Source organism: Oleiagrimonas sp. C23AA (assembly GCF_011759385.1).
Classification (GTDB): Bacteria; Pseudomonadota; Gammaproteobacteria; order Xanthomonadales; family Rhodanobacteraceae; genus Oleiagrimonas.
Window position 1 is genome coordinate 23,600 of the sequence record NZ_JAARLY010000009.1, and the last position, 13,445, is coordinate 37,044.

Consider the following 13,445-nt stretch of genomic DNA (forward strand, 5'->3'; position numbering starts at 1 on the left):
CTAGCGGAAGGACCGCTCGTCCGTGACGTGTCGTCCGTGACGTGTCCGGTTCGAAATTGACCGGACTCGATGAATCGATGCAGGTCCGAACGCACTTGCGCGCACGAATGCTTTGCCGGGACCGGGACGCTCGGCCTCATTCCCAGGTGTAGCGAAGGGTAAACCTCGCCGAACGCGCGCCCTGAAAAGAGGGATAGTCGTAGGATGGATTCAGATTGTTGTAGGAACCGCTTCCCGTCTGTCCCGTGTTCCAGTCGTGATTGGTGGAGGTCACCCGCTGCCAATTGAATGGATTGTCCACGTTCACGGACATGTCGAGCTTGTTGCTACCGAGGCGGATGGTCCAGCCGATGAAAAATCCGACATCCAGATAGTTGGGAAGTCTTCCGATGGAACCTCTTGGCGTCACCTTGTCGAAGCAGAACCACGTGGCGTTGGCATATGTCTGCACTGCTCGTCCCGAAGCCGTCTGCTCGGTGTTCGGATAGTAACTGTTGCAGTTCCGCGGAATACCGGTGTAGAAATCGAGATTGCCTCCCAAACGCACGCCGCTACCCGCGAACTTGTAATAACCATTAATCTTCAGGGAGTTCTTGGCATCCGAATCTAGGTTCCCCGTGGCGCCGATTTCAAGTTGCGGGTAATCGAAGTTGTGCGTGGCGTTTTCGTTATCCTGTCCGTGCAGCGCATCGATCACGCCGGGATCGTTGCCATAGATATGCGACCAGGTGTAACTCACATTCAGGAAATAGGGTTCGCTTTGCGAGTAGGCGTGGGTCAGCGTGCCGATGAGCTGGTAATTCTTTCGCTTGACGTGGGGCATCCTGTAGACCGACGACGGTATTTTCACAGTCTCCATGGAGCCGTCGCCGTTGAAATCATTGGTGAGCACGAGATCCGATCCGGGGTTGTACAGCACGCAGGAGTTGCTTATTTTCGGGTCCGCATAGCCCTGCGACCGTAGATAACGATATGCAGGGCTGTCCTCACCGAGATCGCAGGTGTCCTCAACGATCCGCTTCAGCACGTCGTATTTCGCCTGCACGGTGCCCTGCCATACGCGACTGAAGCGATGCTGTATGTAGACGGTGAAGTTGTTCTGATAAGTGTTCCTTATATTCCTGGATGCAATGGTCTGGGCAGCGGTCGGCTTTCCGCTTCCCGTGGTAACCGTGGATCCGTATTTCGAGATTATCCTCGGGCTCCCATCGGGATTCATGCCCGAGTAGGCGTAATAATCGGTGGTGGCCACGGTATCCCCACCCACCGAACTGTCTAGGCCCGCAGGCAGCGGAATGGTGTACTGTCCGGCGTTGAATCCGAGCTTGGTCGAACCGTCGCCGAACATGTCCCAGGCAAGGCCGATACGCGGCGTGGTCGTCAACAAGTCGAGATACGTGTCGCCGTTGATTTCATGGCCGATCGTCTGGTCGCGGCGTACGCCCATGTACAGCACCACATTCCTGGCGACCTGCCAGTAATCCTGCAGAAAAGCGCCGCGATTCACGCTGTAGAAGTTACCGCCGGAGCGGCTGTACTGCGAGTCCACGAATGGCGTGTAGGCCGGCACCACCGCGCCGTTGGGAAGCGTGGTCGTCGAAGAGTATTCGTGATAGTGGTATTCGCCGTTGGCACCGTTGATCGCCAGGTTGCTGAAGCCGATCGTGTATTTTTCCAGTCCGAACGAAATCTTATGATTGCCCGGGGTCCACTCGAAGTCGCCGCGATACCCCAGTTCGTAATAGGTGGAAGGAATCAGCGAGCTGGAGGAAGGATTGGCGCTGATGACTTCCGATGAGCGATCATCGAGACTGTATTGGCGGGCGAAGGGTCCACCCAGCCCCTCGGCGTTGGTGCGACCTCCGCTGCCGTTCGACAGGCGTCCACCCATCAATGTCAGCGTCATGTCATCGTTGATATACCAGTGATAGTTGCCGATAAGCACCTTCTCCTTGTAATAGGAGTCGCTCCAGCTTTTGAAGGTCTTGTCGGAGGTATCGTATTTCTTCGATAGAGAGTAGGCGGTGCTGAAGCCGCGCTGGAAATTTTCCGTGTCGAGTACGTCCAGCACCTGGTTGCCGGTGATGTTCCAGGTGAGATTGACCAGCGGGCGCTTCTCCCGACCGGAACTCACCGTCTGCGTGCTTCCGGACGTATCGACCGAGCGGCTCTTGGAAGGTGGCGTGTCGTTCAGCAGCACATAGAAAAACAACTTGTCCTTCACGAGGGCGCCGGAGGCCCACAGGAACTGGTTGGTGCTCGCACCGGCATGGCCATTGTTGAAAGTGTAGTAACTGCCGTCCGGATATCGGTAATTGCGTCCATGAGGCCGCAGCAGCTTCGACGAGCCCGGTGTGTAGTAGACGTCGTAGCCGGCCTTGAACTTGTTGCTGCCCTGCTTCACCGTTTGTGCCATCGAACCGCCCATCGCATTGGAATACCGGGCGGAAGCCGAGTCGCCGATGATCTGTTCACTGGCCATGGCTTCGCCGGGTATGCCGGTGAGATCGATGCCGGTCTTTCCTCGCGTCGTGTCGAATCCGTTGACGTAATACCTGTTTTCCCCGCCCGAGGCACCGTTGAACCGCGGATACCCGCTTCCCACTGTCGATACTTGCGAAAGGAAACTGTTGGCGACACTTTTCGCGGACCGTGTCTGAGATAACTCATTGGTGAGCTGGGCGGACACGATGGTGCTGAGCTGGGGTGTCGTGACGTCAATTGGATTGATGAAGCCAGCGTTTACCGACTGTGCGCTCACACTGACCGCCGCCAACGCTGTCGCGCCAATCTCTGGCACTCGGGTGGTCGACCCCGCTACGACCTGGACAACGCGTTTCTTGCCCAGTGCGTGCCCGTTGGCGTGGGCTGTGACCACATACTCACCAGGCGAAAGCGAGCCCAGTATGTATTGGCCATTGTCATTCGGCTTGCGCTGTAGATTCTTGCCGGTGTCCAGGTTGTGGATAGTGACGATGACATTCTTATCGGAAGTGGCTATGTAGCCGGAGAGCCCTCCCGTCGCTGTTTGTGCGTGCAGTGTGCCAGTCGATACACCAAGGCAGATCGCCAGCAGTGCGGCCAGGGAGTTGATCTGGATGCGGAAGACTGGGCGGGTACGCATGTGCTTTGCATGGAAGCTCATGGGCTTACCTCCATGAAAGCCTGGCTTCGACTTGAAGGAACATCCACCCGGTTATCCCAACGGACGATCAGCAGCGCGATCACTGATGCCGTAAGCGAGCACGAGTCAGCACTTACACGAACGGTGTCACAAGTCATCGAGTTTCCTCCCCGGAACTGATGGAAATGTCTGCTTTTCTGATGATTTCTCGCCGCGCTGGGTAAAGCATCGATACCTCCTGGCACCGAGCGGCTCACCGCCGCTTACATCCCTACCAAGCATCAACGCAATTCCACGTGGGAATGGATGCAGTATGCGCCCTTAATGACTGCGCAGTCAACCAACAATCTTATTGTACGTCTAATGGTGAACAAGGTGATCGATTCGACGCCCGAGCGGGAGATGCGCTCAATGTGAGGCGCGCGAAAGCGCTAAGTCTCCGGACGGCTCGCAGGGATGTGGATTAAAGGAAGTTACGTTGCCCCACGCAAACTCCTTCTCGGCTTAGTGGCCAACCGGGGCCGCATGTCCGCAAGCGCGGCTTTGGCGCACCCCCTTGCCACCCTGGGAATAGCAAGCCTTATGGCGGCCAGCGCCATGCAGCCCTTGAGCACAGGGCACAAAGCAACACCACCGACCAGGCGTGAGGAAACACACCATATGCGGGGCCGAGGGAAGAACGTGATGCTCGCCTTAGCGCGGTGACATTTGGTGTGGCGTGCCACCAACCAGCAACCGAGCTAGCAGCACCATCCCCACCCAAGTCACGTCGCTATGCGAGCACAGAATCGCTTCACATCGGCGCATCCGGGAAACGGGCGTACCCGTAAGGACGCGACGGGGCCAGGATACGACGGCGAGCGACCAAAGCATATGCCGAGCGCACAGAGCTCCTTACCCAAAACTTGAGTTTCCCCGGCCACAAACGGCCTGGGTACATAGCGCAGGTTTCATAGCTGGGCTCAGATAGCGCGTGAGTAGCGCTGCGGCACGTCTTCGCCGTGCAGGTAGGCGTCAAAGCACATCGCCACGTGACGCAGCAGCAGACGTCCGCGCGGGGTGACCTCGATGCAGCCATGATCGATCGTCACCAGACCATCGCGTTGCAGCGGTGACAGACGCTCGATGGCGTGGGCGAAGTAGCTGGCAAAGTCGATGTGGTGACGAGCGCCGAAGGCAGCCATGTCCAGACGGTCGTAGCACATCAGTTCGCCGATGGCGTCGCGCCGGATCAGGTCGTCCGCGTCCAGCCGGTGACCACGCGCCACCGGCAGATGGCCGTGGTCGAGCGCGGCCGTATAGTCCTTGAGGTCACGATGGTTCTGGCTGTATGTGTCATCGATGCGACCGATGGCGCTGACGCCCAGACCCACGATGTCGCAGTCCCCGCAGGTGGAATAACCCTGGAAGTTGCGTTGCAGGGTGCCTTCGCGCTGCGCTCGCACCAGGTCGTCGTCGCTGAGCGCAAAGTGATCCATGCCCACGTACTGGTAGCCGGCGGTGGTCAGAAGCTCCAGCGTGCGGCCGAACAGTGCCAGCTTGGTCGCGGCATCGGGCAACTCGGAGCGCTCCAGGCGGCGTTGCGCCTTGAACAGCGAGGGCAGATGCGCGTAGCTGTAGGTGGCAATGCGGTCGGGCGCCAGCTCGATCACCTGCTCCAGCGTGTGCGAAAAACGCGCCACGTCCTGCTGTGGCAGGCCATAGATCAGGTCCATGCTGATCGAGCGGAAGCCGGCCTCACGCGCCGCCTGCATCAGGCCGCGCACGGTGTCGACATCGTGCACGCGATTGACCGCCTTCTGCACGCCCGGATCCAGATCCTGCACGCCCAGCGACAGGCGGTTGAAGCCCAGCGCGGCCAGACCGCGAATGTAGTCGGCGTCGGCAAAGCGTGGATCGACCTCGATGCCGAACTCATGCTCGCCATCCCCGGCAAAGCTGAAGTACTCGCGCAGGCTGCCCATCAGCACGCCCATGCGCTGGATATCCAGGAAGTTCGGCGTGCCGCCACCCAGATGCAACTGGCGCACCGGACGCGATTCGTCAAACAGTGGCCCCAGCAGACTGGCCTCGATATCCAGATAAGCCAGGTAGCGGTCGGCGCGGCTGGTATCGCGGGTGATGATGCGGTTGCAGCCGCAGTAAAAGCACGGACTGGCGCAGAACGGCACATGCACGTACAGCGACAGCGGACGCGCCGGCCGCGCATGATTGGAGCGCTGCGCGGCCTCCACCAATGGGTGTTCACCGAAGGTCGGGCCAAAATGCGGCGCCGTCGGGTAGCTGGTGTAACGCGGACCGGGCACGTCGTAGCGCGTGATCAGTTCCGGATCGAAGCGGGGTGTGAGTACGGTAGCCATGCGTGCAGTGTGGCGCGCAGGCAGGAGCGGCAATTGACGACGATCAACCACGACTCGCCTGCGACAGGCTGCCGCAGATTTGCGGACCTTGTTCCCGCGCGCACATGATGGACGAACGACGCGAGAGCACGTCATGTATCGCTCCCGATCACTGCATTCGACGCCAAGCGCAAGCATCCGCCCCAAGTGTCCCTATCCTTGCAACATCGGCCGCAGCCCTTGATCAGAACCAGGCCCCCAGGAACCCCAGCGGCGACTGCGTACGTGCGACGCTGACGATAAACAGGAACACCGCTATCGCGGCCACGAAGAACACCGCGCGCTGTGCACGCGTGCGTCCGCGACGCAGCGCGAACACGCCCAGCACGATGTAGATCACCAGCATCACCACTTTCACCGTCAGCCACGCCTGCACGAATGGGTACTGATGAATGATCCAGACCAGCAGCAGCGCCGCGACCAGCAGCATGGTGTCGATGACATAGGACAGGTAGCGCCACGCGCGATGGTTGGCCATGGGCGAGCCGGCCAGCATCATTGTGCCGCGCGTGAAGAACAGGCTGCCCGAGGCGATCACGCAGCCAATGTGCAACCAAAGTATTTGCGGGAAAAAGGCGGCCATATCAGCCCTCGCAACCGTCGACGCGCGGCGTCAGGTAGATCCACGCCGAACGTAGTACCCAGGGCAGGAATGCCAACAGCCAGCCCGAGACGGCCAGCAACAGCCAGCTGCTGTGGTGGTCGGTCGACACCGCAGCGACGATACGCGCCACGGCCACGCCCTGCAGCACGGCGAAGCCGAACCAAGCCACCGCCCCCATGCGTAACGGACGCCCCGAATGGCCCTGGGTGACCCGCGTCACCATCGCCAGCAGCATCGAGCCGAAGAAGCCGATCGCCAGCGCATGCAACGGCGCGCGACCCAGCAAGAACGACCCGCCGGCCAACAGCACCACGCTCTGCAGCGTGTACAGCACGAATGCGACAGGTGCCCAGGCAAAGGCGATGTGCAGCGCAGCGAGCAGTCCCGGTCGCATCGCCTTCCACGGCTGCCAGGCCAGCGCGAGCGCCCCCAGCAATACGGCCAGCGGCAGGTCGGCCAGCCACAGCCAGGCGAAGGCATGCGCGAACGCCAGCATCAGGTGCGCCAGCAGCAGCGGCCACAGCAGAAGCAACGTCCAGTCCGGACGCACCACGCGGTAGCCGGCGACCACGTTGGCGCTGAAGAACGGGATCATGCGGTGACATACCGTCAGGTACACCGGAAGCAGGTAACCGAACGTGCCGGCCTGGATCGCCAGCAACGCCCACCAGGGCGACGCCCCGACCAGATAGGCATCGAATGCGGCCAGACCGAAGCATTCACCGCCCAATGCCAGCAGGCTCGACAGCGCATGTCGGTCGCGCCGGCCCGAGCGGCGCAGCACGCCGGCCAGGGTCAGCCACACCAGCGCCGCCGCGGCCAGCATCAGCGTGAACCCGGCCTGCAGCAGGTGCGGGCGCCCCAGCAGGCCGGCGTGGGCCAGCAGATAGCCGCCCATCTGCAAGCCGAACACACCAAGGTAGCGCCGCCGCGGTAAAGCCGGCTGGCCCAGCCATCGCGGGAATACCGTCAACAGGAAGCCGAAGATGAAGAACGGCAGCATGCCGTACTGCGCCAGCATGGCGTGCGCCCAGCCGGGCGGGATGGTCGGCTGCGGCAGCCTCCAACCGAGGCGGCCTGCCGCCAACTCGGCGGTCCACCAGGTCATGCTCAGCAGTACCGCGATGGCACCACCCAGAAACAGCAGTCGGTGAGGCGCGGCGGCCGGTACCGCCAGTCGTGCAGCCAGTGTGCCTGCCAACGTATCGGGAGAGGTCGTATCGCGCATGGTCGGGCTCTTCGTTGTTGTCGGCATGGTGCCCGATGCGTCGGCCACGCGTCCTGACCTGTGTCAGGCGCACGCGGCTCCGTCCGGCCGTCGCGACAACCCGCCATATGGCGAGCGGCTGACATAGATCAGCCGGTGTCCGCCCGCGGCTGCCTAGCATGTCGGCGTCTCCCATCGCAGACAGGAAGGCAGCATGAACGCAACAACACTCCCTGCGGGTCGCACCGGCCCGCAGGACCGCATCAGCAAGGTCCTGATATGGGTCCTGCTCATAACCACCGCGGCTTGCTGGATCGGCATGGTCTTCGCCACCCGAAGCACCTACCAGCAGGCCGCGCCCCTGCCGCAGCAGATGGTGTCGGCCGGTGGCGGCACCGTCATGACACGTGCCGACATCGTGGCCGGCAAGTCGGGCTTCCAGAAGGCCGACCTGATGGACTACGGCAGCCTGTACGGCATGGGGTCGTACTTCGGCGAGGACTACACTGCCGAATACCTGGTCCAGCTGGCCCACGAAACACGCAACAATCTGGCCCTGGCCCGCTACGGCGCACCATTCCAGGCACTGGACGCGGACCGGCAGTCGGGCATCACGCGAACGATGCGCAAGGACCTGCAGGGCATCGACCTGAGCCGCGGCACGGTGGTGCTGCCGGAGGCGGTGGCCAAGGCCATCACGACCCTGCGCGGGCGCATCGGCACCTCGCTGCGCCGAGACGACTTCAGCAAGGGCTACACCGGCGCGCGTTCGCTGGACGCCACTCAGGCGCAGCAGACCGCCAGCTTCCTGCTGTACTCGTCGCTGACCACCGTCGCTCGGCGTCCCGGCAAGAACTACTCGTGGACCAGCAACTGGCCGTCCGAACCGCTGGTCGGCAACCATCCGACCAAGTCCACCTTCACCTGGACCTGGGCCTCGTTCCTGATGGTGTTCCTGGCCATCGGCGCGGTGCTGATGGTGTTCCGCATGTTCATCGAGCCGAAGGCGGCGAACGAGACGTTCGAGCCGGCGCTGTCCGGCTTCCACAACCCGACGCCAAGCCAGAAGGCACTGTGGAAGTACTTCCTGGTGGTGGCCGGCGTGTTCCTGGTGCAGATCCTGGCCGGCTCGATCATGGCCCATTACTACACCGAACGCGCCAGCTTCTACGGCATCGAGGTGGACAAGTGGCTGCCTTTCGCCTTTCTGCGCAGCGTGCACCTGCAGGCACCGATCGTGTGGATCGGCGTGAGCTGGATCGCCGCGGGGCTGTTCCTGGCACCACTGATCGGCGGGCGTGAGCCGAAGGGCCAGAAGTTCCTGGTCGACCTGATCTTCTGGGTGCTGGTAGTGATCGTTGGCGGCGCCCTGCTCGGCGACTACCTGGGCATCATGGGCCTGGTCGACAAAGGCTGGTTCTGGTTCGGCAACCAAGGGTTGTCCTACCTGGAACTGGGGCGCTTCTGGCAGATCCTGTTCTTCATCGGTCTGGCGGTATGGTGCGCGGTGCTGCTGCGCGCCTTCTGGCCAACGCTCAAGTCACTGTTCCGCCAGGGCGGCCGCTCACTGTACGGACTGTTCCGCATCGAACACCTGCTGTGGTTCAGCACGCTCAGCGTGGCAGTGCTGTACGTATGCGGCATGATCCCGCTGGCCACGCCCAACCCTTCATTCTCGATCACCGACTTCTGGCGCTGGTGGGTGGTGCACCTGTGGGTGGAGCTGGCCTTCGAGCTGTTCACCGCCGCGGTCACCGGCTACTTCCTGATGGCGCTGGGGCTGGTCTCGCGGCAGATGGTCGAGCGCGCGGTGCTGTTCGAGTGGATCCTGATCTTCATCGGCGGCGTGCTGGGCACCGGGCATCACATGTACTGGGCCGGCGAGCCGGGCCTGTGGATCGGCGTGGGCAGCATGTTCTCGTTCATTGAGGTCCTGCCGCTGTTCCTGCTGGTGCTGGAGGCCATCGAGCAGCACCGTCACGTCCGCGCCAAGGGCGATTTCCCATACCGTCTGGCCTATCTTTACATCCTGGGCTCGGCATTCTGGAACTTCGTCGGCGCCGGCGTGTTCGGCGGCGGTACGCTGAACGCACCACTGGTCAACTACTACGAGCACGGCACGTTCCTGACCCTGAACCACGCGCACACCTCGATGTTCGGCGCCTTCGGCCTGCTGGCCATCGGCCTGGTGTACATGGTGCTGCGCTACCTCACCGGGGCGCGGACATGGAGCGACAGGGCGGGCATCTGGGCCTTCTGGCTGTACAACGCCGGCCTGGTGATGTGGATAGTGATGAACTTCTTCCCCATCGGCTGGCCGCAGCTGGAAGCGGTCTACACCCACGGCTACGCCTGGGCCCGCAGCCTGAAGTTCTACGACACCACCTCCTTCTGGCAGTGGATGCGTATGCCCGGCGACATCGTGTTCGCCCTCGGTGCGCTGGTCATGGCCTGGGACTTCGCGGCCAAGTTGCTGGCCGGTTTCAGGACTCGCCGCGAGGCCGCGTTGCCGGCCGGCGAAGTGGCGGCCAGCGAAATCTGAAAGATATTGGCAAACCCAAGAGGCCCGCGCTGGCGGGCCTCTTCCTGCGTGCAGGTGCGGCAATGGGTGGGTGCGCCAAGGCGCCTGACACTTCAATCAGGCAGCAGGGTATGACCGATATGGCGCAACTGCACTGAATCGAGCAGCTCCACTTCCCGACCCTCGACGCGGATCAGGCCCTGCTGGCGAAACCGCCCCAGTACCCGGCTGACGGTTTCGGCCGCCAATCGCAGGTAATTGGCGATGTCACCGCGTGACATGCTCAGACGGAAACGGGTACCGGAGAATCCTCGCGCTGCATAGCGCTCGGCCAGATCCACCAAAAACGCCGCCAGCCTCTCATCGGAGGAATGATCCCCGGCCATCAGTGAGGCCGCCCCTAGCTCCTTGCTGAGCAGACGAAATAAATGATGCTGCAGCGTTGGCATGCGCGTGGCCAGGGCGCTCATGGCCGGAAACGAGAAGCGGCAGAAATAGGTGGTATCCAGCGCCACCGCGTCGCAGGGAAAGCGCTCGGGATAGATGGCATTGAGCCCCACCACTTCGCCAGGCAGGTAGAAACCCAGCACCTGTTCCTCGCCCTCGTCGTTGAACAGCACGGTCTTGACCATGCCGCCACGCACCGCGTAGATGGCCTGAAAAGGATCACCGGTGCGGAACACATGGTCGCCAGCGTGGAACGGGCCCACATGCTCGACCAGGCAGTGCAGCTCGGCCAGCTGAGGCTTGTGGTAGCCGGCGGAGATACAGGCACTGGAAAAAGCACACGTACGGCAGAACCGCACCGCATCGCCATCGTTGGCGATCGGACTGGGCGGCTCGGGCAGCTTGCCGGCCGGAAGATCGGTATCCATGGCGTCGTGCCGATACGGTCGCAAATCAAGTCGGCATCAAGTATGCCGATTCGCGGGAACAGACTCCAGCGCGGTCCGAGTCAGCTGGCGCGCGAGGAACCGGTGCGCGACGGACCATCATGCAGGTAGGCATCGAAACACATCGCGACGTGGCGGACCAACAGGCGCCCGCGCGGGGTGACTTCAAGAACCTGACCATCCATGCGCACCAGATCGTCCTCGACAAGTGGCGCCAAGCGCCGCAGGTCGGCAGCGAAATACACATCGAACAACAGCCGGTGACGATCGGAAAATTCGCTCTTGTTCACCCGGCCATGACATACCAGCTGGCCGATCAGCTCGCGGCGAATCAGGTCGTCATCGCTCAGCTGAAACCCCCTAGCCACCGGCAGGTGTCCGGCATCCAGCGCAGCGTAATAACCTGGCAGGTCGCCCAGGTTCTGGCTGTAGCTGTCGCCGATGCGACCGATGGCGCTCACACCCAATCCAACGATGTCGCCATCGCCATGCGTAGAGTAGCCCTGGACATTGCGCTGCAAGGTTCCGGCGCGCTGGGCGCGGGCAAGCTCGTCTTCAGCGCGGACAAACTGTTCCATGCCGAGATAGACGTAGCCTGCGGCGGTGAACATCTCCAGCATGCGGCCGAACATGGCCGACTTGATGGGCGCGTCCGGCAGTTTCGCTGTGGGCACGTGCCACCGGGCCTGGAGCGATTGCGGCGAATGCGTATGGCTATAGGCCGCGATACGGTCAGGCGCCAGTTCGACGACCTGTTCCAGAGTGCGAGAAAAGCCATCCACGCTCTGATGTGGCAGGCCGTAAATCACATCGACGCTGATCGAGTCGACCCCATGGCTGCGTCCCGTCTGCATCAGTTCGCGCACTCGCTCCACGCTATGCACACGATTGACCGCCTCCCGCATCCGCGGATCGAAATCCTGGATGCCCAGCGACATGCGATTGAGGCCCAATTCGGCCAGCGCGGCCACCTGCTCGACACTGGCGAATTCCGGATCGATTTCGACAGCAAACTCACGCTCCGGGCCACGACTCAGACTGAAGCCGTCGTCCAACGTGCGCATCAGGGCACGCATCCGCTCGGTGTCGAGAAAATTCGGCGTGCCGCCGCCGAAGCGCAACTGCACCACCTTCCGATCACGGTCGAACAGCGACGCCGTCAACGCCACCTCGCGAGCCAGATACGCGAGATAGCGATCTGCCTCGTGGCCGCCCTTGGTGCCCACGGCCTGCCGACAACGACACTGGAACCACCGATTGAAGCAATACGGGACGTGCACATACAGCGACAGGTCCCGTGGGATGAGCTCCTCGTTTGAGGCACTCACCGCCGTACGCAGATCGACTTCACTGAAGCCAGCGTGGAAATGAAGTGTCGTCGGATAGCTAATGTAGCGCGGCCCGCTTGTACCATAGCGGGCCATCAGCGCCGAATCGAACAGCACGCTCGTCATGCAGCCAGTGTGGCCACCAGGCTGACGATCCGCCTTGATTCCAATCAAGACCCATCCAGCCCGCCACCAGCCTCGGTCGATGCGCACGTATTCGACTGCTGGGTACGGGCCGAAACTGCCTTGTCACCCAGGCCTGCGCGCCTCGAGAGCCGTCCATGCGGGCTCGTCGCGTCCACTAACGGTCCTCGACGAGCACCCGAATGAAGAGCCGGAGCAGCATGCCTGCTTTCGATCTACGACGCGCCGGCGATGGACTGTTCGATGGCGCCGAAAATGCTGCGCCCGTCCTGGTCGGTGATCTCGATACGCACGCGGTCACCAAACTTCAGGAAAGGCGTCGCCGGCTCGCCGTCGCGCAGCTTTTCCACGGTGCGCTGCTCGGCCAGGCAAGAGGCGCCCTTGGAGGTGTCCTGGTTGGCGATGGTGCCGGAACCGACAATGGTGCCGGCCGTCAGCGGACGCGTCTTGGCGGCATGAGCCACCAGCTGTGCGAAGCTGAACTGCATGTCCACGCCACATTCGGCCTCGCCGAACCACTGGCCATTGATCCAGGTCCGCATCGGCAGATTCAGTTTGGCGTTCTTCCAGTGCCCATCCAGTTCGTCCGGGGTCACGAACACCGGCGACAGCGCCGAGCGCGGCTTGGACTGCAGGAAACCGAAGCCCTTGGCCAGCTCGCCCGGGATCAGACCACGCAGGCTGACATCGTTGACCAGACCGATCAGCTGGATGTGTTCGGCGGCCTGACGGGCGTCCACGGCCATCGGCACATCATCGGTGACCACCACCACCTCCGCTTCCAGGTCGATACCGTAGTCCTCGCTGGGCACGATGACGGTGTCGCGCGGCCCCAGGAAGCCAGCACTGGTGGCCTGGTACATCAGCGGATCGGAGTAGAAGGTTTCCGGCACCTCGGCACCACGCGCCTTGCGCACGCGCTCGACGTGCGGCAGGTAGGCCGAGCCGTCGACAAATTCGTAGGCACGCGGCAGCGGCGCGGCCAGCACTTCCACATCCAGCGCGAAGGCACCAGCGGCGCGGCTGGCCTGCAGGTCCTCGAACAGTGCATTGAGGCGCGGCGCCACGTTGGCCCAGTCATCCAGCGCCGCCTGCAGCGTCGGCGCGATGTCGGTGGCTTTCACGGCGCGGGCCAGATCACGGCTGACCACGATCAGCGTACCGTCACGGCCGCCTTGCTTGAGGGAACCCAGTTTCATGCGTCACAGCTCCTTGGGGCTTGTGC

8 protein-coding genes are annotated in these 13,445 nt (G+C 62.5%); 1 reads left to right on the forward strand and 7 read right to left on the reverse strand.

What is annotated here, in order from left to right; all coding sequences use genetic code 11:
- Positions 1-136: 136 nt before the first annotated feature.
- The 4 genes from HBF24_RS14340 to HBF24_RS14355 form a co-directional block, all read right to left on the reverse strand.
- On the reverse strand, positions 137-3,145 hold the full coding sequence (locus HBF24_RS14340; protein ID WP_167174242.1) for a TonB-dependent receptor: 3,009 nt from the start codon (positions 3,143-3,145) through the stop codon (positions 137-139).
- Between the two features lie 941 nt (positions 3,146-4,086).
- Entirely contained in the window at positions 4,087-5,484 is a 1,398-nt protein-coding gene (gene hemN / locus HBF24_RS14345; RefSeq protein WP_167174246.1) for an oxygen-independent coproporphyrinogen III oxidase, read from the reverse strand.
- Positions 5,485-5,707: 223 nt separating this feature from the next.
- Complete coding sequence (locus tag HBF24_RS14350) at positions 5,708-6,106, reverse strand: SirB2 family protein (RefSeq protein ID WP_167174249.1); 399 nt, start codon at positions 6,104-6,106, stop codon at positions 5,708-5,710.
- A gap of 1 nt (position 6,107) precedes the next feature.
- Positions 6,108-7,355, reverse strand: coding sequence for an NnrS family protein (locus HBF24_RS14355; RefSeq protein ID WP_167174252.1), 1,248 nt, complete (start codon positions 7,353-7,355; stop codon positions 6,108-6,110).
- Positions 7,356-7,653: 298 nt separating this feature from the next.
- Between HBF24_RS14355 and HBF24_RS14360 the strand changes: the two genes are divergently transcribed.
- Entirely contained in the window at positions 7,654-9,876 is a 2,223-nt protein-coding gene (locus HBF24_RS14360; protein ID WP_240922591.1) for a cbb3-type cytochrome c oxidase subunit I, read from the forward strand.
- Between the two features lie 92 nt (positions 9,877-9,968).
- Here HBF24_RS14360 and HBF24_RS14365 read toward each other — a convergent pair whose 3' ends face one another.
- The 3 genes from HBF24_RS14365 to HBF24_RS14375 all read right to left on the reverse strand — a co-directional run bounded on the left by HBF24_RS14365 (position 9,969) and on the right by HBF24_RS14375 (position 13,419).
- Positions 9,969-10,730, reverse strand: a complete 762-nt coding sequence (locus tag HBF24_RS14365) for a helix-turn-helix domain-containing protein (RefSeq protein ID WP_167174258.1) — start codon at positions 10,728-10,730, stop codon at positions 9,969-9,971.
- 80 nt (positions 10,731-10,810) lie between these two features.
- Positions 10,811-12,289 (reverse strand): oxygen-independent coproporphyrinogen III oxidase, encoded by a 1,479-nt coding sequence (hemN, locus tag HBF24_RS14370; RefSeq protein ID WP_343162775.1) that lies wholly within the window; start codon positions 12,287-12,289, stop codon positions 10,811-10,813.
- Between the two features lie 146 nt (positions 12,290-12,435).
- Positions 12,436-13,419, reverse strand: a complete 984-nt coding sequence (locus HBF24_RS14375) for a fumarylacetoacetate hydrolase family protein (protein WP_167174261.1) — start codon at positions 13,417-13,419, stop codon at positions 12,436-12,438.
- Positions 13,420-13,445 lie beyond the last annotated feature (26 nt).

Coding starts and splice junctions, on each gene's coding strand:
- HBF24_RS14350 (WP_167174249.1), bottom strand. CDS start 6,106: ATGGCCGCCTTTTTCCCGCAAATACTTTGGTTGCACATTGGCTGCGTG.
- HBF24_RS14355 (WP_167174252.1), bottom strand. CDS start 7,355: ATGCGCGATACGACCTCTCCCGATACGTTGGCAGGCACACTGGCTGCA.
- HBF24_RS14360 (WP_240922591.1), top strand. CDS start 7,654: ATGGTCTTCGCCACCCGAAGCACCTACCAGCAGGCCGCGCCCCTGCCG.
- HBF24_RS14375 (WP_167174261.1), bottom strand. CDS start 13,419: ATGAAACTGGGTTCCCTCAAGCAAGGCGGCCGTGACGGTACGCTGATC.
- hemN (WP_167174246.1), bottom strand. CDS start 5,484: ATGGCTACCGTACTCACACCCCGCTTCGATCCGGAACTGATCACGCGC.
- HBF24_RS14365 (WP_167174258.1), bottom strand. CDS start 10,730: ATGGATACCGATCTTCCGGCCGGCAAGCTGCCCGAGCCGCCCAGTCCG.
- HBF24_RS14340 (WP_167174242.1), bottom strand. CDS start 3,145: ATGAGCTTCCATGCAAAGCACATGCGTACCCGCCCAGTCTTCCGCATC.